Consider the following 24,200-nt stretch of genomic DNA (forward strand, 5'->3'; position numbering starts at 1 on the left):
GTCAACCCTTGGCTACCGGCGAGTCAGGTCGGGATTCACCACCGCATACGTCCTCTGCAGCCTTGCGGGACAAGCGTTTTGGGTACGTCCGAGCAGGCGCCGAAGGAGTACGCCGATCCCGCGCGCGTCGTCAGGACGAACCCGCGCGCGCGTGCGCGAGGGATACACCGGCGCCACGCCATCCGGCACGACGCGAGAGGTGCGTGATGTAAGTCACCCGTAAGTGTCGCCGGGGCCGGTGCTCCCGGGGGCGCGCAGGGGCCCGTAACGGCGCGCGGGGCCGTTGGGACCCAGCACCTTGATGTGCCGTACGGTGCCGTGCCCGAGGTCCTGGTTGAGGCGGGCCACCAGGGTCGGCGCCAGCAGCCGCAGGTTCGTCGCCCACGCCGTCGAGTCGCAGCGCACGACCAGTTCGCGCGCGTCCTCGTCGTACCGCTCGGGCACGCAGTGCTTGCCGATGTCCTCGCCGACGATCTCCGGCCAGCGGTTCATCACCCCGCCGACGGCCGCCGGGGTCTCCCAGCCGCGTTCGTTCAGCAGACGGTTGATCGCGGCGCCGAGCGCCATGGGGTCGCGGCCGTCCGCGCGCGCGCCGGAGCGCAGGCCACCGCCGCGACGGGCCTGCTTCTTCTGCTGGACCGCGTCGCCGCGCGCGCGGGCCTGTTCGCGGGCGGCCTTGAGGGCGACGCGGGCGAGGTCGACGCCGGAAGGTTCTTGCTGTGCGGGCGTTTTGCCGGGAACTTCCTTCGCGTCCCGTTCGTCGGAACTCATACCCGCTCCACCGATCCGTCCGCCACCGAGAACCGCGTCCCGACCAGTACGCCCGGCACGTCGTCGTCCACCGCCGCCGTCACCAGCACCTGCTCGCCGGGGGCCACCAGCTCGGCGAGGCGTTCGCGGCGGCGGGCGTCCAGTTCGGCGAAGACGTCGTCGAGGACGAGCACCGGCTCGTTGCCCTCGGCGCGCAGCAGGTCGTAGGAGGCGAGGCGCAGCGCGAGGGCGTACGACCAGGACTCGCCGTGCGAGGCGTACCCCTTCGCGGGGAGCTGGCCGAGCTTGAGGAGGAGGTCGTCGCGGTGGGGGCCGACGAGGGTGACGCCCCGTTCGATCTCCGGCTTGCGGGCCTCCGCGAGGGCGGCCATCAACTGCTCGTACAGCTCCTCGCGGGTCTGCGCCTCGCCGGGCGCGGACGGCTTGTACTCCAGGGCCACCGGGCCGCCGCCGGGGGCGAGTTGCTCGTACGCCTTGTCCGTGAGCGGCTGGAGGGTGGCGACCAGATCGAGGCGCTGCGCGAGGAGTTCGGCGCCCACGCGGGCGAGGTGCTGGTCCCAGACGTCCAGGGTGGAGAGGTCCATGGTCCGGCCGCCGTGCCTGCGCGCCAGGGCGGCCGACTTGAGGAGGGTGTTGCGCTGCTTCAGGACGCGCTCGTAGTCGGAGCGGACCCCGGCCATCCTCGGGGAGCGGGCCGTGACCAGGTCGTCCAGGAAGCGGCGGCGCTCGCCGGGGTCGCCCTTGACGAGCGCGAGGTCCTCCGGCGCGAACAGCACCGTGCGCAGGATGCCGAGCACGTCCCGGGGGCGGACCTGACTCGACCGGTTGATGCGCGCGCGGTTCGCCCGGCCGGGGTTCAGCTCCAGCTCGACCAGCTGCTGCCGCTCGCCCTGCCGCACCTGCGCGCGGATGATCGCCCGGTCGGCGCCCATCCGGACGAGGGGCGCGTCCGAGGCGACGCGGTGGCTGCCGAGGGTCGCGAGATAGCCGACGGCCTCGACGAGGTTCGTCTTGCCCTGCCCGTTGGGGCCCACGAACGCGGTGACGCCCGGGTCGAGCGGAACCTCGGCCCGGGCGTACGAACGGAAGTCGGCCAGCGACAGATGCGTGACGTGCATGGCCGACCTCTCCGGGGTGTTACTTGGACTCGACGGCGTGCCCGCCGAACTGGTTGCGCAGCGCCGAGATCATCTTCATCTGCGGCGAGTCGTCCTGCCGGGACGAGAACCGCGCGAACAGCGAGGCGGTGATCGCCGGAAGCGGTACGGCGTGGTCGATGGCGGCCTCGACGGTCCAGCGCCCCTCGCCGGAGTCCTGCGCGTAGCCGCGCAGCGTGTCCAGGTGCTCGTCCTCGTCGAGGGCGTTCACGGCGAGGTCGAGCAGCCAGGAACGGATGACCGTCCCCTCCTGCCAGGACCGGAAGACCTCGCGTACGTCGGTGACGGAGTCGACCTTCTCCAGCAGCTCCCAGCCCTCGGCGTACGCCTGCATCATGGCGTACTCGATGCCGTTGTGGACCATCTTCGCGAAGTGCCCGGCGCCGACCTTGCCCGCGTGGACGGAGCCGAAGTCGCCCTCGGGCTTGAGGGCGTCGAAGACGGGCTGGACCTTGGCGATGTCCTCGGCGGCGCCGCCGTACATGAGCGCGTACCCGTTGGTGAGGCCCCAGACGCCGCCGGAGACACCGCAGTCGACGAACCCGATGCCCTGGGCGGCCAGCTCCTCGGCGTGCTTCTCGTCGTCCGTCCAGCGGGAGTTGCCGCCGTCCACGACGACGTCCCCGGGCTCCAGCAGCTCGGCCAGCTCGTCGACGGTCGCCTGCGTCGGCGCACCCGCCGGGACCATCACCCACACCACGCGCGGTGCCTGGAGCGTGTCCACCAGCTCCTTGAGGCTGTGGACGTCCGCGAGGTCCGGGTTGCGGTCGTACCCGACGACGGTGTGGCCCGCGCGGCGAATCCGCTCGCGCATGTTGCCACCCATCTTGCCGAGTCCGACGAGACCGAGCTCCATCAGTGGTTCCTTAGGTTGCGGTGGGGCGGGAGGGGTGCGTGTGCACCGCGTACGACCCTAAACCCGGAGGTCAGCGCACAGTTGTGGGGACAACCGCTCAGATGCGGCACCCTCCCGCCACGTCCGCTCAGCCGCTGAGGCGCACCGGCATACTGCGATCTTGTGGGGGACGACCCCCACACCCCCAGCAGCGCTGCGGTCGAGCCGCTCAGCCGCTCAGCCGCACCGGCATGATCAGGTACTTGTACGCCTCGTCCGCCTCGGCATCCAGCGCGGGCTTGCCGCTCAGCAGCGCCGGCTTCGTGGACGTCGTGAACGACAGCTGCGCCACCGGCGAGCCGATCGCGCTCAGGCCCTCCAGCAGGAACCCCGGGTTGAAGGCGATCGAGATGTCGTCGCCGTCGAGGTTCGCGTCGACCCGCTCCACAGCCTGTGCGTCGTCGCTGGACCCGGCCTCCAGGATGAGCACACCCTGCTCGAAGCTGAGCCGCACCGGCGTGTTCCGCTCGGCGACGAGGGCCACGCGCTTGACCGCCTCGACGAACGGCGCGGTCTCGATCACGGCGACGGAGTTGAACTCGGTCGGGAAGAGCGTCCGGTACTTCGGGAGGTCGCCCTCCAGGAGACGCGTGGTCGTCCGTCGGCCGGCGCCCTCGAAGCCGATCAGGCCCTCGCCGGACCCCGACCCGGAGAGCGCCAGGGTGACGCTGTCGCCGCTGGTCAGCGCCTTGGCCGTGTCGAGCAGCGTCTTCGCGGGCACCAGGGCCACGGCGGACGTCTCGGGGTTCTCCGGCTTCCACAGGAACTCGCGGACGGCGAACCGGTACCGGTCCGTCGACGCGAGCGTCACCGTGTCGCCCTCGATCTCGATGCGCACACCCGTCAGCACCGGCAGCGTGTCGTCACGACCGGCGGCGATGGCGACCTGGGCGGCGGCGGAGGCGAAGACCTCGCCCGGCACGGTACCCGTCGCGTTCGGCATCTGCGGCAGCGCCGGGTACTCCTCCACAGGCAGTGTGTGCAGCGTGAACCGCGAGGAGCCGCACACCACCGTGGCCCGTACACCGTCTGTGGAAATCTCCACCGGCCGGTTCGGCAGCGCCCGGCAGATGTCGGCGAGCAGGCGGCCGGAGACGAGCACCGTGCCCTCCTCGTCGACCTCGGCCTCGACGCCGACCCGCGCCGAGACCTCGTAGTCGAAGCTCGACAGGCTCAGCTGGCCTTCCTCGGCCTTCAGCAGGAGCCCGGCGAGGACAGGCGCCGGCGGGCGGGCCGGGAGGCTGCGTGCCGCCCAGGCCACGGCCTCCGCGAGTACGTCGCGTTCCACCCGGATCTTCACTCTTGCCGCCTCCTGCTGTTGCCGGCGCTTCTCGGCCTGCTTCGCCTTGGTCGTCTGTCTGGGTGTCACGGCCCTCGGCGAGGGGAAGGACATCCGGGGACCAGTCTGACGCACCCCACTGACACCTGGTGCCCCTCGGGGTCAAGTCGTGACCACGGGCAGCCGGAGGCGGCGGAGCGAGTTGTGCACAGGCCCCGCTTCGAACCGATTCCCAGGCTCTCTCTAGTTGGTCTTAGTAGTAGGGCCTGTGGATACGGTGGATAACCCCGTTTTCCCAGCTCAGAGCCCAAATTTTATCCACCGACCCTGTGGATGGCACCGGTGGATAACCCACCTCATCTGTGGAGAACGAAAAGTTCTGCACACCCCGTCCACAGATCAGGGCCGGTTGTCCCCAGCTGCGTCCCCAGGTTTACCCACGTTTCCCACAGGCCAACCCGGCACCTTCATGTGACGCCTTTCACTCGACCCGGTGAGGAGGCGCGTCGTGTTGCCGAACAGTGGACAACGCTGTGGAGAACCCCCTCCACCCTGGGGAAAACGCCCTCCAACCTGGGGAAACCCGGTGGAAAACTTTTTCCCCACCCTGTAGACCCCGAGACTATCCACAGCCTGTGGATAACCTTTATCCACGAATCCACAGGCACCTGACCTGCCCAGATGATCTCGCACACCCCCAGCCTGTGGACACAGTCTGGACAACTTCGCAGTCCACACCCTGTGGAGGCCAGAAACCCGAGCAATCTGTGGACAACACCCGTAACCTCCACGGAAATTCGAACACCCCCGGCCGCCCGCGGCCCGGCGACGGCCTCGGCAACGGCCCCATCTACTGCCCCGGCAACGGCGAAGGGCGCCCCCGGACCACCGGGAGCGCCCTCAGCCTCGTACTGTCTCAGCCGTTCTTGATGCGGTTCGTCAGCTCCGTCACCTGGTTGTAGATCGACCGGCGTTCGGCCATGAGGTTGCGGATCTTGCGGTCCGCGTGCATGACCGTCGTGTGGTCCCGGCCGCCGAACAGGGCGCCGATCTTGGGCAGCGAGAGGTCCGTCAGCTCGCGGCACAGGTACATGGCGATCTGCCGGGCCGTGACCAGCGCCCGCCCCCGTGAGGTCCCGCACAGGTCCTCGACCGTCAGGCCGAAGTACGCCGCCGTGGCGCTCATGATCGCCGTGGAGGTGATCTCGGGCGCCGAGTCCTCGCCCCCGGGGATGAGGTCCTTGAGGACGATCTCGGTCAGGCCGAGGTCCACCGGCTGCCGGTTGAGGGACGCGAACGCGGTGACCCGGATCAGCGCGCCCTCCAGCTCCCGGATGTTGCGGGAGATCCGGGAGGCGATGAACTCCAGGACCTCCGGCGGCGCGTTCAGCTGCTCCTGGACGGCCTTCTTGCGCAGGATCGCGATCCGCGTCTCCAGCTCGGGCGGCTGCACGTCGGTGATGAGCCCCCACTCGAAACGGTTCCGCAGCCGGTCCTCCAGGGTGACGAGCTGCTTGGGCGGCCGGTCGGAGGACAGCACGATCTGCTTGTTGGCGTTGTGCAGCGTGTTGAACGTGTGGAAGAACTCCTCCTGCGTCGACTCCTTGTCCGCGAGGAACTGGATGTCGTCGACGAGCAGGATGTCCATCTCCCGGTACCGCTTGCGGAAGCTGTCGCCCTTGCCGTCCCGGATGGAGTTGATGAACTCGTTGGTGAACTCCTCGGAGGACACGTACCGCACGCGCGTACCGGGGTACAGGCTGCGCGCGTAGTGCCCGATGGCGTGCAGGAGGTGCGTCTTGCCGAGCCCGGACTCGCCGTAGATGAACAGCGGGTTGTACGCCTTGGCGGGCGCCTCGGCGACGGCGACGGCCGCGGCGTGCGCGAACCGGTTGGACGCGCCGATGACGAACGTGTCGAAGAGGTACTTGGGATTGAGCCGCGCGGTCGGCTCCCCCGGCCCCTTGCCGCCGCCTGCGGAGGACACCGGCGCGGGCGCCCCCCCGGGCCGGTGCGAGGGCTCGGGCAGCTCACGCCGTACGGGATCGCGCTGGTCGTAGTCGGGCCGCGAGGGCGGCTCGTAGGCCCCCCGCTCGGCGGGCGCGGGCCGGTACCCCCCGGGCCGCCGTTCGGGGGCGGAGGGGTACGGCTCCTGCTGCCCGTACGGCTCCTGCGGCGCGCCCGCGTACGGATCACGCTCGGGGAAGCCCAGCCGCTGCTGCTGCCACCCGCCGTAGTCGTCGGACCGCTCAGCCCGCTCGGCCCGTTCAGCTCGCTCTGAGCGCTCGGACCGCTCGGGGCGTTCCCCCCGCTCGGACCGCTCCCCGCGCGGCCACGCGCCGGGTTCCTCGGACCGTTCGGGGCGCTCCGCGCCGCGCGGCCACGCGCCGGGCTCGGGACGCTGGTACTCGCCGGGGTAGGCGGGGCGGACGGTCGGCAGGGGCCGCTCGCCGGAGGGCTCGGGCCGGTGCCGGCCGTAGCCGCCGTCGTAGGGATCGTCGTACTGCTGCTCGTAGTCGCCCCGGGACGGAGCGTCGTACGGCGGTTTGTCGTACGACTGCGGAGGCGGCTCGGGTTCGTCGTACGGGGGCTGCGGCTGGGCCGGGGGCTCGCCCGCGGACTCGTCGACGGTGATCGCGATCCGGATCGGCCGCCCGCACGCGCGGCTCAGGCTCTCGCTGACGATCGGCGCGAGCCGCCCCTCCAGGACGTTCTTCGCGAACTCGTTCGGTACGGCGAGCAGGGCCGTGTCCGCGACCAGCGCGAGCGGCTGGGTGCGCCGCAGCCACCGTTCGTCCTTGACCTCCACCCCCTGGCCGCGGCCCTCGCCGAGGAGCTGCTCCAGTACTCGCGGCCACACTGCGGCAAGATCGGCAGGTACGTCAGCCACAGGGCACGCTCTCTCGAAGGTCCCACGATCGTGTGATCTCGGGACGGTGCGGGATGTAAATCGGGTGGGGCGGTGGACATGGGAACGAATCGGAGTCCAGTCACGGTAGTCAGCGCGCGGGGTACGGTTCAAGTTGTTGTCCCCAGGCTGTGGACAGTGTCTCCCGCGAGCCTCTGGTTTGACCGGATGGCGCAGCCCCGCGTACCGTAACCAGGTCGAGTTGTCGATGGCTGCTGCCGCCTGCCTCCGATGGGCACAGATCGCGTCAGGTGATCGGGAAGCGGTGCACTCGGGCGTAAGCGAGAGCTACTCGTGGGCGCACGGTGACAGCCAGGACGGCACCCGCCGCCCCCGATTTGATTTCTGGAGCCCCCGAGTGAGCAAGCGCACCTTCCAGCCGAACAACCGCCGTCGTGCCAAGACCCACGGCTTCCGCCTGCGGATGCGTACCCGTGCCGGTCGCGCGATCCTGGCGACCCGCCGCAGCAAGGGTCGCGCCCGTCTGTCCGCCTGATCCCGGTCAGGTCATGCCGTCGTGCTGCCCACCGAGAACCGGCTGAGGCGGCGCGAGGACTTCGCGACCGCGGTACGGCGAGGCCGTCGGGCCGGACGCCCGACTCTCGTCGTCCACCTTCGCAGCGATGCAACGGACCCGCACGCGCCTGGGGAGAGCGCTCCCCCGACGCGTGCGGGTTTCGTCGTGAGCAAGGCCGTCGGGAACGCCGTGGTACGCAACACGGTGAAGCGCCGGCTGCGGCACCTGATGCGCGAGCGGATCGCCTCGCTGCCCCCCGGTAGCCTGGTAGTAGTACGAGCGCTGCCCGGATCGGGCGACGCCGGCCATGCACAACTGGCCCAGGACCTCGATGCCGCCCTGCGACGGCTGTTGGGAGGGGGCACGCGATGAAGTACCCGCTGCTGGCCCTGATCAAGCTGTACCAGTGGACGATCAGTCCGCTGCTCGGGCCGGTGTGCAAGTACTACCCGTCGTGCTCCCACTACGGATATACGGCCATCGACCGGCACGGCGCGGTCAAGGGAACGGCGCTCACCGCCTGGCGCATCCTGCGGTGCAACCCGTGGTCCCTGGGCGGTGTGGACCACGTGCCCCCGCGGAAACGACCGCGGTGGCACGAGATGCTGCGCGACGCCTGGCGTGCGCGCACGGGCGGGACCTCCGCCGCCGAACCGGCCACCGAAGGCACCAAACCTCCGGGGTCGGCAGCAGAGCCCCCGTCCCATGCCCAAGGAGCATGATTAGTGGACACGATTGCCAGCCTGTTCAGCTTCATCACGACACCTGTGTCCTGGGTCATCGTCCAGTTCCACAAGGTGTACGGGGCCATCTTCGGCCCCGACACCGGGTGGGCCTGGGGCCTGTCGATCGTGTCTTTGGTGATCCTCATCCGGATCTGCCTGATCCCGCTCTTCGTGAAGCAGATCAAGGCGACCCGCGCCATGCAGACGCTCCAGCCCGAGATGAAGAAGATCCAGGAGCGCTACAAGAACGACCGGCAGCGCCAGTCCGAGGAAATGATGAAGCTGTACAAGGACACGGGTACCAACCCGCTGTCCTCGTGCCTTCCGATCCTCGCCCAGTCGCCGTTCTTCTTCGCCCTGTACCACGTCCTCAGCGCCATCGCCTCGGGCAAGACGATCGGGGTCATCAACAACGACCTCCTGGCGAGCGCGCGTCAGGCGCACATCTTCGGCGCCCCGCTGGCCGTGAAGTTCACGGACGGCGCCTCGAAGGTCGAAGCGCTCGGCGCTCACATCACCGACGTCCGGGTCGTCACCGCGATCATGATCGTCCTGATGTCGGCGTCGCAGTTCTTCACGCAGCGCCAGCTGATGACGAAGAACGTCGACACCACGGTCAAGACGCCGTACATGCAGCAGCAGAAGATGCTCATGTACATCTTCCCGGTCATGTTCGCCGTCTTCGGCATCAACTTCCCCGTCGGTGTCCTTGTCTACTGGCTGACCACCAACGTGTGGACCATGGGCCAGCAGATGTTCGTCATCCGCAACAACCCGACGCCGGGTTCGAAGGCGCAGGCCGCGTTCCTGGAGCGGCTCACCAAGCACGTCACGCACCACGGCAAGATCAGCCGGCGCGGTGAGAAGGTCATCGTCAAGGCGATCGTCGCCAAGGGGCGCGACCGCAACGAGGCCGAGCGCAAGTTCATCAACGGCCTGACCAAGCTGGGCCTCGCCGCCCAGGCCGACGGCACCGTCATCAAGAGCGAGGCCGAGGTCGTCGAGAACGAGGACGGCACGACGACGCCGGCCGGCGCGCCCAAGCGCCAGCAGCCCAAGCGCCAGTCGAAGTCCCAGCGGCAGTCCGGCCCCGTTGCCGCCAAGCCGGCCGGTGAGTCCGCCCCGACGACGTCGCTCACCAAGTCCGACGAGCCGCAGGACACTCCGCCCGCTGCTGCCGCCAAGCCTGCCGCGCCCAAGCCGGGTACCGGCGGTGGCCGCAGCAAGGCCCAGTCAGGGCAGCGCAAGGGCGGCCCGCAGCGCCCCAAGTCCCCCTCCAAGAAGTAAGAAGGAGCTCATCCCGTGACGGAAGGCACCACCTCCGCTGCCGCCGAGGGTGCAGACACCCTGACCCGCCTGGAGCAGGAGGGCGAGATCGCCGCGGACTACCTTGAGGGTCTGCTGGACATCGCCGATCTCGACGGCGACATCGACATGGACGTCGAAGCCGATCGTGCCTCTGTGTCGATCATCAGCGACGCACACGGCCGCGATCTCCAGAAGCTGGTCGGCCGCGACGGCGAGGTGCTGGAGGCGCTCCAGGAGCTGACGCGGCTCGCCGTGCACCGGGAGACCGGTGACCGCAGCCGGCTGATGCTGGACATCGCGGGCTACCGCGCCCAGAAGCGCACCGAGCTCTCCGAGCTGGGCGCCAAGGCCGCGGCCGACGCGAAGAACTCCGGCGAGCCGGTCCGCCTCAAGCCCATGACGCCGTTCGAGCGCAAGGTCGTGCACGACGCGGTCAAGGCGGCGGGCCTGAGCAGCGAGTCCGAGGGCGAGGAGCCTGAGCGCTTCGTCGTCGTGCTCCCCAGCTGAATCCGCTAGAACGCCCGATTCAGACAACGCGTTTTTCCCGGCTCCGTCTGTCCAGTCGTGCAGACGGGGCCGGTCTTTTGTCAGCCCCTGTGGTTTCGGCCGGCGCTCGGTGCGCCGGTGCGGTACGGAAGGACGGTCCCCGTGACGGAGGCAGCGGAACTCCCCCCCGCGCCCGAGCAGGCTCGTGAGGTATTCGGCGATCGCTACGCGGACGCGGTCCGGTACGCCGAGCTGCTGGCCGAGACGGGCGTGCAGCGCGGTCTCATCGGCCCCCGCGAGGTGCCCCGGCTCTGGGAGCGGCACATCCTCAACTGCGCGGTGCTCTCCGAGGCGGTGCCCGACGACGTGACCGTGTGCGACGTCGGCTCGGGCGCCGGGCTGCCCGGCATCCCGCTCGCGCTGGTCCGGGACGACCTCAAGATCACCCTGCTGGAGCCGCTGCTGCGCCGCACCAACTTCCTCAACGAGGTCGTCGAGCTGCTCGGCCTCGACCACGTCACCGTCGTCCGGGGCCGTGCCGAGGAGGTCATGGGCAAGCTCCAGCCCGTCCACGTCGTGACCGCCCGCGCCGTGGCCCCCCTCGACCGCCTCGCCACCTGGGGCATCCCCCTGCTCCGTCCCTACGGCGAGATGCTCGCGCTCAAGGGGGACGCCGCCGAGGACGAACTCAAGAGCGCGGCGACCGCCCTGACGAAGCTCGGCGCGGTCGAGACGTCGATCCTCCACGTCGGCGAGGGCATCGTGGACCCGCTCTCCACGGTCGTCCGGGTCGAGGTCGGCGAGAGCCCCGGCGGGGTGCGGTTCGCGGCGAAGCGGGCCAAGGCGGCGCGGACGGGACGGGTCCGACGCCGTAGGTAAGGCGTTTGGGTCGGTATCTGACGGAGTGTCGCGGCCGTTCGGCGCTCGGCGCTGGGCATCGTGTTTCACGTGAAACGTCGCTCCCTGCTGCACGGCATCATCAGCCGTGGCCGCGCCGCGGCCGAACCCCGCGACCGTAAGCCTCTCGGTTCACTCGATGAGGGAACGGAGTTGTCCACAGAGGTGGATTTCTCCACAGAAGACCAGACCTCACTGGTTCATGACCCCGGAGGCATGGGAGGCTCTGTGCATAGCGAGCCTGATGTCGAGGAGAGTGAATCCTTGCGGTCCGACGCCAACATCGCGGGACCGATGACCGATCCGGTCCCCGGTCCCCGTACCGAACCGTTGGGGGACGATGTTTCACGTGAAACACCGCCCCCGATGGATGACACCCCGATCGGTCGTGCTGCCCAAGTGGCGGTAGAGGCGCTGGGTCGTGCCGGTGAGGGTCTGCCACGACCCGAGCAGACCCGCATCATCGTGGTCGCCAACCAGAAGGGCGGCGTGGGCAAGACGACGACGACCGTCAACCTGGCCGCGTCCCTGGCTCTGCACGGCGGCCGAGTCCTGGTGGTCGACCTCGACCCGCAGGGCAACGCCTCGACGGCCCTCGGGATCGACCACCACGCCGAAGTGCCGTCCATCTACGACGTGCTGGTCGACAGCCGCCCGCTGTCCGAGGTCGTCCAGCCCGTCGTGGACGTCGAGGGCCTCTTCTGCGCCCCGGCCACGATCGACCTCGCCGGCGCGGAGATCGAGCTGGTCTCCCTGGTGGCCCGCGAGAGCCGGCTCCAGCGCGCGATCCAGGCGTACGAGCAGCCGCTGGACTACGTCCTCATCGACTGCCCGCCCTCCCTCGGCCTCCTGACGGTCAACGCGCTGGTGGCCGGCGCGGAGGTCCTCATCCCGATCCAGTGCGAGTACTACGCCCTGGAGGGCCTGGGCCAACTCCTGCGCAACGTCGACCTGGTACGGGGGCACCTCAACCCCACGCTGCATGTGTCGACCATCCTGCTCACCATGTACGACGGCCGGACGCGCCTCGCGTCGCAGGTCGCGGAAGAGGTGCGCACCCACTTCGGTGAGGAGGTGCTGCGGACGAGCATTCCCCGCTCGGTCCGTATCTCCGAGGCGCCGAGCTACGGGCAGACGGTGCTGACCTACGATCCGGGATCGAGCGGCGCCCTCTCCTATCTTGAGGCGGCACGCGAGCTCGCGCTGAAGGGCGTCGGTCTCAGCTATGAGCCCCACGCCCATATCGGCGCTCAGAACAACCCGAACATGGTGGAGGGGATCCAGTGAGTGACCGACGGAAGATCGGCCTGGGCCGCGGCCTGGGCGCACTGATCCCAGCCGCCCCGACCGAGAAGACACCGGCCCAGGCCGCGCTGGGAGGCGGCTCCACGTCCCCCGCGTCGGTCCCGCTGCTGTCCGGTGACCGCGGGGTGGCCGCGGCGAAGGTGGCCACGCTTCCGGCGCCTGTTTCACGTGAAACATCGACGGAGTCGGCCGAACCGGAGCTGCCGGCGCCGCCCATCGGCGCCCACTTCGCCGAGATCCCCCTCGACGACATCGCCCCCAACCCGCGTCAGCCCCGTGACGTCTTCGACGAGGACGCGCTGCACGAGCTGGTCACCTCCATCCAGGAGGTCGGCCTCCTCCAGCCGGTCGTCGTCCGGCAGACGGGGCCCTCGCGCTACGAGCTCATCATGGGCGAGCGGCGCTGGCGGGCCTGCCGCGAGGCGGGGCTTGAGGCCATTCCGGCGATCGTGCGGGCCACGGACGACGAGAAGCTTCTTCTGGACGCGCTCCTGGAGAACCTCCACCGGGCCCAGCTCAACCCGCTGGAAGAGGCCGCGGCCTACGACCAGTTGCTGAGGGACTTCAACTGCACGCACGACCAGTTGGCGGACCGCATCGGCCGGTCCCGCCCTCAGGTCTCCAACACCCTGCGGCTGCTGAGGCTCTCCCCCTCCGTCCAGCGCCGGGTCGCCGCCGGGGTGCTCTCCGCCGGGCACGCCCGCGCGCTGCTCTCCGTGGACGACTCGGAGGAGCAGGACCGGCTGGCCCACCGCATCGTCGCCGAGGGGCTCTCGGTGCGGGCGGTCGAGGAGATCGTGACCCTCATGGGGTCCCGGCCGCAGACGCCGCAGCGGGCCAAGGGGCCGCGTGCCGGTGCCCGGGTCTCCCCGGCGCTGTCGGACCTCGCGACCCGGCTCTCGGACCGCTTCGAGACACGGGTGAAGATCGACCTCGGGCAGAAGAAGGGGAAGATCACCGTCGAGTTCGCGTCGATGGAGGACCTGGAGCGCATCCTCGACTCCCTCGCCCCGGGCGAGGGGCCGGCCCTGCAGAAGGGGCTCCTCGATGGCGGCGGCGGTGAGGACGAGGAGGCGTAAGTCTCCGGCCGACAGGGGAGTCTGACGCCCTGTCGGGAGGGTGAGCGGGTCGTGTCCGGTGGGTGCCGGAACACGGCCCGCTCTTTGCCTTTCCGGCGTATCGAGGCCATCGCTTCCCTGGATACGATGCAGACGGGTATGGCACATCCACCGGGCAGCACCTCTGAGGGGGAGGGCGGAGGCCATGCGAACGATGAGCCGGACCGGACTGGTGAGCGTGGGCCTCGGGCTGAGTGCGGTCGGCGGGTTCGTCGGCAGTTTGCTCAGAGAACGCAGCGCCCTGGCAGCCGCTCGCGACGCCGCGGGCGAGAGAAGCGAGGAACAGGCTTCATGGGGCGTCGGCTCGTACCGCTCACGCTGGACAACCTCCAGGACCTTCCCCAGCGCTGCCGCTCGTGTGTCTTCTGGGAGCTGGACCCCGTCAGCGGCGGAGCAGCGGTGAAGGCGGGGACCCCGGCGCTGGAGAAGGAGGCGTGGATCTCCGCCGTCCTGCTCGACTGGGGGTCCTGCGGGCGGGTCGCCTATGTCGACGAGGCACCCGTCGGGTTCGTGCTGTACGCGCCGCCCGCCTATGTCCCGCGCTCCACGGCGTTCCCCACGAGTCCGGTCTCGCCGGATGCCGTGCAGTTGATGACCGGGTTCATCCTGCCGGGGTATCAGGGGCAGGGGCTCGGGCGGATGATGGTCCAGACGGTCGCCAAGGATCTGCTGAGGCGGGGGTTCAGGGCGGTCGAGGCGTTCGGGGACGCGCGGTGGGACGAGCCGTCCTGTGTGCTGCCCGCCGAGCATCTGCTGGCGGTCGGCTTCAAGACGGTCCGGCCGCATCCCGTGCACCCTCGGCTGAGGCTGGAGCTGCGGACGACGCTCTCCTGGAAGGAAGACGTGGAGCTGGCGCTGGACCGGTTGCTGGGGGCGGTACAGAAGGAACCGGTGCTGCGACCGCTGTGACGCCTTCGGGGCATGAGAAAGGGCCGGCCCTCACGGGTCGGCCCTTCGATGTTTCACGTGAAACATCGCCTCATTCGGCGCTGAACCTCATTCGGCGCTGAGCCCTACTCGGCGATGAACTCGTCCAGGTCGCGCAGGATCGCGGCCTTCGGCTTGGCGCCGACGATCGTCTTGGCGACCTCGCCGCCCTGGTAGACGTTCAGGGTCGGGATCGACATGACGCCGTACTTGAGCGCCGTCTCCTGGTTCTCGTCGATGTTCAGCTTGACGATCTCGATCTTCTCGCCGAACTCGGCGGCGATCGCTTCGAGGGAGGGCGCGATCTGGCGGCACGGGCCGCACCACTCGGCCCAGAAGTCCACCAGGACGGGCTTGTCGCTCTTGAGGACGACCTCTTCGAAGTCGGCGTCGGTCACATGCTTGAGGGTGCCGGCCACAGGGGCTCCTTAGATCTTCTGTGCAGGGGGGAGAGGGGGAGGTCAGACGGTGGTCTTCTCGGCGGCCTGCTCCTCGTCCGCGAGGGCCGCGAGGAAACGCTCGGCGTCGAGCGCGGAGGAGCAGCCGGTACCGGCGGCGGTGATCGCCTGGCGGTAGGTGTGGTCGACGACGTCACCCGCCGCGAAGACACCGGTCAGGTTGGTCCGGGTCGACGGCGCCTGGACCTTCAGGTAGCCCTCGCCGTCCAGGTCGAGCTGGCCCTTGAAGAGCTCGGTGCGCGGGTCGTGGCCGATCGCGATGAACAGGCCGGTCACCGGGAGGTCGGACAGCTCACCGGTCTTCAGGTTGCGCAGCTTCAGCCCCGCGAGCTTCTGCTCGCCCTGGATCTCGGCGACCTCGCTGTCCCAGACGAACTTGATCTTCGGGTCGGCGAAGGCGCGCTCCTGCATCGCCTTGGAGGCGCGCAGGGAGTCCCGGCGGTGGACGATCGTCACGGACCGGGCGAAGCGCGAGAGGAACGTCGCCTCCTCCATCGCGGTGTCGCCGCCGCCGATCACGGCGATGTCCTGGTCCTTGAAGAAGAACCCGTCACAGGTGGCGCACCACGAGACACCGCGCCCGGAGAGCACGTCCTCGTTCGGCAGGCCGAGCTTGCGGTGCTGGGAGCCGGTCGTGACGATGACGGCCTTCGCCCGGTGGACCGTGCCCGCGGTGTCCGTGACGGTCTTGATCTCGCCGGTGAGGTCGACGGACACGATGTCGTCCGGGATCAGCTCGGTGCCGAAGCGCTCCGCCTGGCCGCGCATGTTGTCCATCAGGTCGGGGCCCATGATGCCGTCGCGGAAGCCCGGGAAGTTCTCCACCTCGGTGGTGTTCATCAGGGCGCCGCCTGCCGTGACGGCGCCTTCGAACACCAGCGGCTTCAGCGACGCGCGCGCGGTGTAGAGGGCCGCCGTGTAGCCGGCGGGCCCGGAGCCGATGATGATCACGTTACGGACGTCGCTCACGGCTAGGTTCCTCGTCTCTGGTCTGCGTCGTTCGACCGGTGGGAGCATCACTGCGCTCTCACCCCACCCAACGGATATTAAGGGGCGCGCATTCCCGGTGTGTCCGGGCACACGGAGACGCGGGCGCGGCGGTCGACGCGGGGGACGGGGCGCCGGGGGTTACGGGTGGGCGTAGGAGCGCTTGAGCAGCACGTCGGCGTGGGTGGCGGGGTGCTGTTCGCAGGCGCGGTCGACGAGGTAGGCGTCGACGTGGGTGCGGTCGGAGGCGTTGCGGAAGACGACGAGGAGGACGTCCTTGCCCTCGTAGACGCCTGGCTTCGAGGCGAGCGCCGTGTCCGTGCGGGCCGTGCCCTTCAGGACGCAGGACGGGATGTTCGGCGCGCTGAGCACCTGGGGGCTCTCGACCGTGCCCTGGATGCCGACCTCGCCCTTCGGGGCGCGGGACGACGACCGGTTGCTCTGGAGGGCGGTGCCCACGGAGTCCTGGAGGGTGCCTTGGGAGAAGGTGTCCGCGGCCGTGGCACGGCCCCCGCCGTCTCCCTCGCTCATGAGGGAGGAGAGCAGGACGGAACCCAGACCCAGGGCCGCGGCCGTGAAGACGCCGAGGACGGCTGCTTTGCGGCGGCGGGTGCGGGGGCGGTCCTTGCCCGTGCCCTTGCGGCCGGGGCCGGTGGTGGCGGTACGGGCGTGACCGGAGGGGCGATCGGCGACCGATGTTTCACGTGAAACATCAGCACCTTCGGTCGCCGTCTCTTCAGACGTTCCCGCCTCCGCTGCCAGCGCCGCGTCGATCCGCAGGACGACGTCCTCCGGCATCGCCACCGGCTCAGGCAGCGTCCCGAGGAGCTCCCGGATCTCCGCCAGCGACGCGTACGTGTCGGCGCAGACCTCGCACCCGTCCAGATGCCGGCGCAGTTCCGTGGTCCGGGTCGGCGTGGGGAGGCCCTCGGCGAGGTCGGAGAGTTCAGCGACGTCCGGGTGCCCGGCCGTGTCCGTCGTCGATGTCACGCTCGCCCACCTCCGCCCTTCGCGGTAGCTGAATCGCCGGTCCCGGCTCCGTCCGGACCCTTTTCGCAGGGATCCGCTGCCGGTGGGACGGATGTCCCCGCTCCTCGGTTCCGTCTGGTGCCCGGCTCCTTCTCGTCGCCGCTGTTTTCCGGCCGGAGATGGGTGAGCAGGGGGAGGAGTCTCGCGCGACCTCTGGCGCAGCGGCTCTTCACGGTGCCGGTGGGGACGTCGAGCACCTTGGCCGCCTCGGCGACGGGGTAGCCCTGCATGTCGACGAGGACGAGGGCGGCGCGCTGGTCCGGCGGGAGGGTGCCCAGCGCCTCGATGAGCTGCCGGTGCAGATCGCCCCGCTCGACCGGCGCGGAGGCCGACTCGTGGGGTTCCAGGAGCTGTTCGAGGCGCTCGGTGTCGTCGACCGGCGAGGTCTTGCGGGAGGCCGCCTTGCGGGCCCGGTCGAGGCAGGCGTTCACGGTGATGCGGTGCAGCCAGGTCGTGACGGCCGACTGCCCCCGGAAGGTGTGGGCGGCCCGGTACGCCGACACCAGCGCGTCCTGCACGGCGTCGGCGGCCTCCTCCCGATCCCCCAGCGTCCGCAGCGCGACGGCCCACAGCCGGTCGCGGTGGCGCCGCACGATCTCACCGAAGGCGTCGGGGTCGCCTTGCACATGACGGGCGAGCAGATCGGAATCGCTCACACCGTCGAACCCGGCGCCTTCCGCCATCGGCCTCCTCCCCCTCCGGTGAGATGTCAGCCCGTGAACTTCACGTTCGTTATGGCCTGCTTGTACCCGGCGCCGTTGTACTCGTCCGCGCCGGAGTACGGCAGCGCCGTCAGCCATACGAGAACGTACCGCGTCTTCACCGGGGTCTTGGCGGAGAACGTGAGTTGGCTGCTCGTCGTCTCCTTCTCGGCGATCTTCTTCATCGAGCTGAGCGGAGCCGAGGAGGAGAGGGAGTCGGTGGCGTACAGGGCGCCGGTCGTGTGGTCACTGCCGTAGAGCAGCTCTATCGACGCACCCGACACCTCCTGCTCGGAGCCGAGGTCGTAGACGATCCCGACACCCTGCTTGAAGGGGGCGAGGACGGGGCCTTTGACGAACGTGTACGTCCGCCAGTAGGTGGAGCCCTTCGTGTCGTACGTGAGCCCCACGTCGCTCGGGTGCTGCGGCTTGCCGTCCGGGTAGTACTCGGCGGCGTCCTCGATCGTGAGCGCCTTGACCGGCTTCGGCGCCGTGCTCGGCTTGTCGCCGTCGTCGTCCGTCTGGGTCTGGTTGGTGTCGGAGTCCCGCTGGCCGAGGAGGGCCTCCGCGAGCTGCCAGCTGCCGAGGCCGAGGGCGGCGATGAGGAGGGCGGAGACCGCCCACTTCAGGGCCTTGCCGGTGCGGCTCTGGAGCGGGGGCGGCGGGGCCGGGACCGGCTGGGTGACGTGAGGGGCCGGACGGCCGTACGTGCCCTGCTGGTAGGTGGTGCGCTGGTACTCCGGGGGCGCGGTGAAGACCGGCTCCGGGGGGCGGATGCGGGGCATCTCGCCGATCGCCTTGACCAGTTCCTCCGGCGTCGTGCACGCGGACTCGTGCCGGGAGGCGGTCGCGCCGTCGTTGACGAGGGCCCGCATCGCCAGCTCGGACAGGCCGCGGTGGACGTGCGCGCGGACCTGGTCGGGGGCGATCAGGCCGACGCCCTTGGGCAGCCCGGCCAGGCCGTGCGCGTCGTTCTCGTACGGCCAGCGCTGGGTGAGCGCCGCGTACAGCAGGGCGCCGATCGCCTCGGTGTCGGTGCGCTGCGGGGTGTCGGAGGACATGCCGCGCAGCGCCGCGTTCACCGCGAGCCCGCGGATGCGCCACTGCCCGGTGGAGGTCCGCAGCACGGTGCCCGGCGTGAGCCGCAGGTGGGACAGGCCCTCGCGGTGGGCGGCGGCCATGGCCGCGGCGAGCTGACTGACCATCTGGTACGCGTCGTGCGGCTCCAGCGGCCCGGCAGCCAGCAGCGCGGTCAGCTCGACCGCGTCGGGCAGCCACTCGTGGACGACGTACACGAGGTCGTTCTCCTCGACGGCGTCCAGCACCTGCACGAACCGCGGATCGCCGAGCAGCGCCGCCGAGCGGGCCGCCGCCAGCACGGACCGCGCTCGCGCGTGGTCGGCCGGCAGGATGTGGACGCCGACCGCGCGGCGGAGTTTCTCGTCGACCGCGCGCCAACTGCTGAACCCGTCCAGACGGGTGACGCACTCTTCGAGCCGGTACCGTCTGGCGAGTTTGTGGCCGCTGTGCAGCTCCGGTGCCGAGGTCTTCCCGGGACGCTCCGTCCCGTCACTCCCCTGTACCTCGTCGCTGTCCGTGTCCCGCTCCCGGTTCTGGGCCACGCCGTCGGCCGTGGACTCGTCCGCCTGTGCGGTCGGCGGCTCGGCGCCACCGTTCGCTGCCACGTCGACGGCAGCCGTGCTCCGTTCCGCCACCGTCGCTCCCTGCCTCCCCTAGTCATCGCGTGTCGTCGGCGATCGTGCACGCCGTTCGACACCGAACCAATTGTGCCCACAGTCCGCCGCTATGCACGACACACGGCGGCGGGCGATGGTTGTGCGCTTGCCCCCGGTCAGCGACCGAGTCGTCCGCGCACCATACCGACGAGCGAGTTGAGCTCCTCGATCCGCATCCGCCGTGCGGCCACGAAGAAGACGCCGAGCAGGACCACACCGCCCGCCAGCAGCGCGGCGAACGAGCCGATCACGCCCTGCCCGAGGGTGTGGGCGATGCCGTAGCAGGCGGCGCCGCTGAGCAGCGCGGCCGGCACCGAGGCGATGCACAGCCGCGCGTACGTCCGCAGCACGCGCGCGCCGTCGAGGTCGCCGCCGAGCCGCTTGCGCAGCCGCGCCCAGGCGACCCCGACGCCGATCGCGTAGGCCAGACCGTACGCGGCGGCCATGCCGATCACCGCCCAGCGGGACGGCAGGACGAAGTAGCACAGCGCCGAGGCGCCCGCGTTGACGGCGGCGACGATGACCGTGTTGTAGAAGGGGGTGCGGGTGTCTTCGTACGCGTAGAAGGCGCGCAGGACGACGTACTGCACGGAGTAGGGGATCAGGCCGAGGCCGAAGGCCATCAGCATGAAGCCCATGTTCGTGGCCTCCGAGGTGCCGGAGGAGCCGAAGATCAGGGTGCACATCGGGATGCCGAGCGCGAGGAAGCCGAAGGCGATCGGGACGATGGCGACGGCCGTGGTGCGCAGGCCCTGCGAGATGTCGTCGCGGACCGCTCCCGCGTCGTGCTCGGCGGCCGAGCGCGCGAGGCGCGGCAGCAGCGCGGCCATCAGCGAGACCGTGATGATGGCCTGCGGCAGGCCCCAGATCAGCTGCGCGTTGGCGTAGGCGGAGAAGCCGGTGCCGTCGACCGGCGACTCCTTCCCGGCCGTGGTGGACAGCTGGGAGACGACGAGCGCGCCCGCCTGGTTGGCGAGGACGAACAGGAACGTCCACTTCGCGAGGGTGACGGCCTTGCCGAGGCCGTGGCCGCGCCAGTCGAAGCGCAGCCGCATCCGGAAGCCGGTCTCGCGCAGGTACGGGATCATCGCGAGCGACTGGACGACGAGCCCGAGCAGGATGCCGACGCCGAGCAGGCGCTGGCCCTCCGGCGGGATGTTGGTGACCTTCATGCCGGAGTCGGCGGCGGTGCCGTAGACCCAGATGAACATGCCCAGCGTCACGATGATGACGATGTTGTTGAGGACCGGCGTCCACATCATCGCGCCGAACTTGCCGCGCGCGTTGAGGATCTGGCCCATCACGACGTGTACGCCCATGAAGAAGATGGACGGCAGGAAGTACTGGACGAAGGTGACGCCGACGTTGTTGGCGGCCGGGTCGCTGGCGACGGAGTCCGACAGCAGGCGGATCAGCAGCGGCGCCCCGAAGATCGACGCGGCGGTGAGGACGCCGAGGGCGACCATGACGAGGGTCAGCAGGCGGTTGGCGAACGCCTCGCCGCCGTCGTCGTCCTCCTTCATCGCGCGCACGAGCTGCGGCACGAAGACGGAGTTGAGGCCGCCGCCGACGGTCAGGATGTAGATCATCGTCGGGAGCTGGTAGGCGACCTGGAAGGTGTCGCCGAGGAGGCCGACGCCGAGCGCCGAGACGATCATCGCGGAGCGGACGAAGCCGGTGAGGCGCGAGACCATCGTGCCGGCGGCCATCACCGCGCTGGACTTCAGCAGCCCGGCGGCCTTGCCGCTCTTCTTCGCCGGAGCCGAAGCGGGAGCGGGGGCGGGGGCGGGAGCGCCGGGGGCGGCAGCGGCGGGGACCGGCTCGGGGGGTTCGGAGACCGCCGCCGTGAGGTTCATCGTCCGGTCGTCGGCGGGCACCGGGTACTGCGGCGCCGGCACCTGCGGGTTCTCCATGTGCGGACGGTCGGTCTGCGGGCGCGGCGCCTGGGAGGGCCGGGGCGCGCCGCCCTGTCCCTGGTCGCGGAAGAGGTGCGCGAACGCGTCCGGCTGCGGCTGCTCCTCGCCGGAGTGCGTCACCAGGTCGTCCACGCCCACGAACTGCGTGGTGCGCGCGTCGTCGCCGTACGGCAGGTACTGCGTCGGCCCCTCCGGCTCGGGCGCCGGGGGCTGGGCCCAGACCTGCGGGTCGGGGGCGTACGGCGACTGCTGCGGCTGGCCGTAGAGCGGGCCCGGGTAGGTGCCGGGCGGCGGCGGGGGGTGCGCGGCGCGGTCGTACAGCGCCTCGGTGACCGGGTCCTGCGCGGTGAGGTCCTGCGCGCGGTAGGGGTCCTGGGCGAAGGCGTCCTGGAGGTACGGGTCGGCGGGCTGCTGCGGCACCTGGCCGTGCTCGGGCGGCGGCGGGCCCTCGGGGTGGCCCGAGCCGCCCACACCCTGGCCCCGGTCACCGTCGTACGGCGCGTTCATGGTTACCCCACCTCATCGTCCCGGGCCGACCGGCCACGACATCCTCAACGGTCCACTCTCTCACCCGTGCCGGACGGGTCCGTGCTTTCCGCTGCGGTGTCCGGTGACTCGTCACTCGGCTGCTGCGGGTCGTCTTCCCCCGGCCGGGCGGTGGACTCCTCGGTGGGCTCGCCCGCGTCGCTCTGTGCCGCGCGGGCGGCGGCGCGCTTGCGCTGGGTGTACATCCGGAAGCCGGCCAGGACGAGCAGCAGGAAGCCGCCGCCGATGACCAGCATGACGGTGGCCGTGATCTCGGTGACCTTCACGTCGAAGACGACTTCCTTGCCGTACGGCTGGCCGTCCTGGGTGTAGAGCTGCGCGATCACCGCCGTCTTGCCGTTGGCGTTGGCGGACGTGGTGAACTTCACGCTCGTGCTGTGCCCGCCGGAGACCGCGATGTCCTGTTCGGCCCAGTCGTGGCCGGCGATCTCCAGCCGGGTCGAGTTCGTCGACGTGATCCGCAGGACCAGGTGGTCGACGCCCTGCACCAGGCTGTTCTGCACGGTCACCGGGATCGTGGCGCTGCGCCCCGACAGCTTGGTCTCCGACTTGTCGATCAGCCGGACCTGGTCGGTGAGCGTCGTCAGATGCGCGGCGACGCCCTGCCGGTAGGTGCTCGCCGCCGTGCCGCGCCCGCGCCACGACGTCGACATCTCACGGTTTATGGCCCGCCCGAAGGGGGTCACGACCCGCGACTCGTCGGTCAGGATCACCTTGAAGTTGTCGAGCTTGTCCTGCGTGTCCGCGATGTCCTGGAACGCCGTCTTCGCCATCTCCTGCTTGCGCAGCGCCGACGAGTACGACGACCTGCCCGGCACGGTCGTGGTGGCACCCGGGTCGGGCTTGACCGCCGAGGTCGCCGCCAGCCCCTGCGCCTCGGACCAGGGGCCGCCCTGCAACGCGGTCACGGCCTTCGCGAGCGCCTGCGCCTGCGCGGCGGTCGGCATCCGCTGCGGCGCGACGACGACACTGCGCTGCTTGTCGTTCTGGAGGTTCAGCGAAAGGCTCTGCGCCAGGAAGTTCTGTACGGCGAGCGTCGCTGCCGAGGCGCTGGTCAGGTCGCCCTGGAACGCCGCCGACAGCCGGTAGTCCGCGACGACCGCCGTGGTGCCGCCGCCGATCGGGCGGGCCGCTGAGGGCGCGTACGACAGGTCGTCCTCCAGGCTGTCGCTGCGGGCGATCACCTTGTCGGCGCCCGCCGAGGTCGCGACCTTGACGATCGACGGGTCGACGGCGCCGTTCACCGGCCACGCGAAGTCCGTGGACGCCGTGACGTGCAGGACGGTCTCCACCGTCGTCGCGGCGACGTCCGTGGCGGCCTTGAGCTGGCTCAGCATGCCCGTGACGTTCGTGCCGTTGTGCGCGAGGGCGGCCAGGTCGGGGTCGGCGAACGGCAGCGCGACGACCTCCTTGCCGGTCACGGCGCCCTGGAGGTCGTCGAGGAACTGCTTCGCGACGGCCGAGTGGGTGCCCGCGACGGTGGTGTCGTCGCCGGCCTCGACGCGGTAGCCGCCGCTCATCGCGTCCACGGACGCCAGCAGGTCCGGGTCGATCACCCAGGTGACGTCCAGGGTCTTGCCCAGCGCCACGAGCTGTTCGAGACGGCCGCCGGGCGCGATCTCCGCCGCGAGGTCGTCGTTGAGGAAGACCGGGGTCTGCTGCTGGTTCGAGCCCGTCTCCGCCGTCACGTGGACGGTCGAGATCAGCGGCCACAGGACGGTCGTCTTCGTCGTCGCGTCCGGCTCGTCCGGCTGCCACGGCAGGAACGTCCGCTGCGCGCCCAGCACCTGGTCCCAGGACTGTGCGGCCGTCTCGCCGGAGAGCGTGACGCCCAGCGGGTAGATGCCGTTGCCGTCCAGCTCCAGCTTGTCGACGGGGACGGTGATCGTGAACGGCTGGGCCACGCCCGGCGTGAGCGTCGTGAACTTCGCCGTGTACGCCCCGCCCACCGGGCTGCCGCTCGCGCCGGACACGGAGTCGGAGCGCTTGGCGGCGCCCGCGATGGCCGAGCGGGTCGTCAGCACGGAGCCCACGCGCAGATCGACGTGCGCGTCGGTCACCGCCTGCTTGCCGTTGTTCGTCACCGTGCCGGACACGGTCAGCGTGTCGCCGTCCTTCGGGACGCTCGGCGTGAGCGCGTCGACGGCGACGGACACCGTGCCCGCGTCGGACGCCTCCTTGGGGGCCTCGGGCGCCGCCTGCGCCGTCGTGGCAGCGGGCAGCAGCAGCCCGGCCAGCAGAGGCGCGCCCGCGAGCAGTGCTCCGGTGCGCCGCAGCCAGCGGCGGGCAGGTGAGGGGGTGGACCCCGGGTTGTCTGCCGCCTCGGCCACGCGTTCGCCGTCCCTCGTCGTCGTCAGTGGTCGTCGGAATGTGCGTCCACGCATGGTAACGATGCGCGCTGAGGGGAAGTGCCGCGGACTGGTCCACAAGATCGGAAAGTGCGGGTGAGGCGTCCCCAATGTGTCCTTGTAAAGGGGCCCTTATATAGGGGAGCGCCTCTGGACGGGGTGCGCGCGGGTTCTGTGCAGGTATCG

General features: G+C 70.4%; 20 protein-coding genes and 2 pseudogenes. 9 read left to right on the top strand and 13 right to left on the bottom strand.

The window, feature by feature from the left end; all coding sequences use genetic code 11:
* Positions 1-213 precede the first annotated feature (213 nt).
* The 6 genes and pseudogenes from J8M50_RS03120 to dnaA (J8M50_RS50515) all read right to left on the bottom strand — a co-directional run.
* Entirely contained in the window at positions 214-771 is a 558-nt protein-coding gene (locus J8M50_RS03120) for a DciA family protein (RefSeq protein WP_029183820.1), read from the bottom strand.
* Positions 768-1,889 (bottom strand): DNA replication/repair protein RecF, encoded by a 1,122-nt coding sequence (recF, locus tag J8M50_RS03125; RefSeq protein WP_075661439.1) that lies wholly within the window; start codon positions 1,887-1,889, stop codon positions 768-770. Before recF ends, J8M50_RS03120 begins: the two co-directional genes overlap by 4 nt.
* Before the next feature lie 19 nt (positions 1,890-1,908).
* Positions 1,909-2,784 (bottom strand): phosphogluconate dehydrogenase (NAD(+)-dependent, decarboxylating), encoded by an 876-nt coding sequence (gnd, locus tag J8M50_RS03130; RefSeq protein ID WP_010353454.1) that lies wholly within the window; start codon positions 2,782-2,784, stop codon positions 1,909-1,911.
* 208 nt (positions 2,785-2,992) lie between these two features.
* On the bottom strand, positions 2,993-4,123 hold the full coding sequence (dnaN, locus tag J8M50_RS03135) for a DNA polymerase III subunit beta (RefSeq protein WP_010353455.1): 1,131 nt from the start codon (positions 4,121-4,123) through the stop codon (positions 2,993-2,995).
* An 895-nt stretch (positions 4,124-5,018) separates the two neighbouring features.
* Positions 5,019-6,344, bottom strand: a pseudogene (gene dnaA / locus J8M50_RS03140) (chromosomal replication initiator protein DnaA); the annotation flags it as partial.
* Positions 6,345-6,467: 123 nt separating this feature from the next.
* Positions 6,468-6,992 (bottom strand): annotated as a pseudogene (dnaA, locus tag J8M50_RS50515) (chromosomal replication initiator protein DnaA); the annotation flags it as partial.
* 376 nt (positions 6,993-7,368) lie between these two features.
* On the opposite strand from dnaA (J8M50_RS50515), the gene rpmH reads away from it, so the two are divergent.
* The 9 genes from rpmH (at position 7,369) to J8M50_RS03185 (ending at position 14,275) form a co-directional block, all read left to right on the top strand.
* Positions 7,369-7,506: a 50S ribosomal protein L34 gene (gene rpmH / locus J8M50_RS03145; RefSeq protein WP_003975051.1), complete on the top strand. Its 138-nt coding sequence runs from the start codon at positions 7,369-7,371 to the stop codon at positions 7,504-7,506.
* 21 nt (positions 7,507-7,527) lie between these two features.
* Positions 7,528-7,899 (top strand): ribonuclease P protein component, encoded by a 372-nt coding sequence (gene rnpA / locus J8M50_RS03150; RefSeq protein ID WP_010353457.1) that lies wholly within the window; start codon positions 7,528-7,530, stop codon positions 7,897-7,899.
* Entirely contained in the window at positions 7,896-8,249 is a 354-nt protein-coding gene (gene yidD, locus J8M50_RS03155) for a membrane protein insertion efficiency factor YidD (RefSeq protein ID WP_010353458.1), read from the top strand. Before rnpA ends, yidD begins: the two co-directional genes overlap by 4 nt.
* Before the next feature lie 3 nt (positions 8,250-8,252).
* Positions 8,253-9,539, top strand: a complete 1,287-nt coding sequence (yidC, locus tag J8M50_RS03160) for a membrane protein insertase YidC (RefSeq protein ID WP_010353459.1) — start codon at positions 8,253-8,255, stop codon at positions 9,537-9,539.
* Between the two features lie 15 nt (positions 9,540-9,554).
* The gene (locus tag J8M50_RS03165) at positions 9,555-10,067 is read left to right on the top strand and encodes a Jag family protein (protein ID WP_010353460.1); all 513 of its coding nucleotides are present in this window, start codon (positions 9,555-9,557) and stop codon (positions 10,065-10,067) included.
* Positions 10,068-10,208: 141 nt separating this feature from the next.
* A complete protein-coding gene (rsmG, locus tag J8M50_RS03170; RefSeq protein ID WP_010353461.1) occupies positions 10,209-10,925 on the top strand; it encodes a 16S rRNA (guanine(527)-N(7))-methyltransferase RsmG in 717 nt (238 codons plus the stop codon).
* 234 nt (positions 10,926-11,159) lie between these two features.
* The gene (locus tag J8M50_RS03175; RefSeq protein WP_075661441.1) at positions 11,160-12,230 is read left to right on the top strand and encodes an AAA family ATPase; all 1,071 of its coding nucleotides are present in this window, start codon (positions 11,160-11,162) and stop codon (positions 12,228-12,230) included.
* A complete protein-coding gene (locus J8M50_RS03180; protein WP_010353463.1) occupies positions 12,227-13,327 on the top strand; it encodes a ParB/RepB/Spo0J family partition protein in 1,101 nt (366 codons plus the stop codon). The genes J8M50_RS03175 and J8M50_RS03180 overlap by 4 nt, the downstream gene beginning before the upstream one ends.
* A 330-nt stretch (positions 13,328-13,657) precedes the next feature.
* Entirely contained in the window at positions 13,658-14,275 is a 618-nt protein-coding gene (locus J8M50_RS03185) for a GNAT family N-acetyltransferase (RefSeq protein ID WP_010353464.1), read from the top strand.
* A gap of 104 nt (positions 14,276-14,379) precedes the next feature.
* Here the strand turns inward: J8M50_RS03185 and trxA are convergent, their stop codons facing one another.
* From trxA to J8M50_RS03220, 7 genes are all read right to left on the bottom strand, one after another.
* Positions 14,380-14,712, bottom strand: coding sequence for a thioredoxin (gene trxA, locus J8M50_RS03190; protein ID WP_010353465.1), 333 nt, complete (start codon positions 14,710-14,712; stop codon positions 14,380-14,382).
* Positions 14,713-14,754: 42 nt separating this feature from the next.
* Positions 14,755-15,720 (bottom strand): thioredoxin-disulfide reductase, encoded by a 966-nt coding sequence (trxB, locus tag J8M50_RS03195; protein WP_010353466.1) that lies wholly within the window; start codon positions 15,718-15,720, stop codon positions 14,755-14,757.
* 159 nt (positions 15,721-15,879) lie between these two features.
* On the bottom strand, positions 15,880-16,728 hold the full coding sequence (locus J8M50_RS03200) for an anti-sigma factor family protein (RefSeq protein ID WP_010353467.1): 849 nt from the start codon (positions 16,726-16,728) through the stop codon (positions 15,880-15,882).
* Entirely contained in the window at positions 16,725-17,450 is a 726-nt protein-coding gene (sigM, locus tag J8M50_RS03205; protein ID WP_010353468.1) for an RNA polymerase sigma factor SigM, read from the bottom strand. Before sigM ends, J8M50_RS03200 begins: the two co-directional genes overlap by 4 nt.
* Positions 17,451-17,476: 26 nt before the next feature.
* Positions 17,477-19,183: a protein kinase family protein gene (locus tag J8M50_RS03210; RefSeq protein WP_010353469.1), complete on the bottom strand. Its 1,707-nt coding sequence runs from the start codon at positions 19,181-19,183 to the stop codon at positions 17,477-17,479.
* A gap of 137 nt (positions 19,184-19,320) precedes the next feature.
* Positions 19,321-21,627 (bottom strand): murein biosynthesis integral membrane protein MurJ, encoded by a 2,307-nt coding sequence (gene murJ, locus J8M50_RS03215; protein ID WP_010353470.1) that lies wholly within the window; start codon positions 21,625-21,627, stop codon positions 19,321-19,323.
* Between the two features lie 44 nt (positions 21,628-21,671).
* A complete protein-coding gene (locus J8M50_RS03220; protein WP_010353471.1) occupies positions 21,672-23,996 on the bottom strand; it encodes a DUF6049 family protein in 2,325 nt (774 codons plus the stop codon).
* Between the last annotated feature and the right edge of the window lie 204 nt (positions 23,997-24,200).

The organism is Streptomyces acidiscabies, assembly GCF_020010905.1.
GTDB classification, from domain to species: domain Bacteria; phylum Actinomycetota; class Actinomycetes; order Streptomycetales; family Streptomycetaceae; genus Streptomyces; species Streptomyces acidiscabies.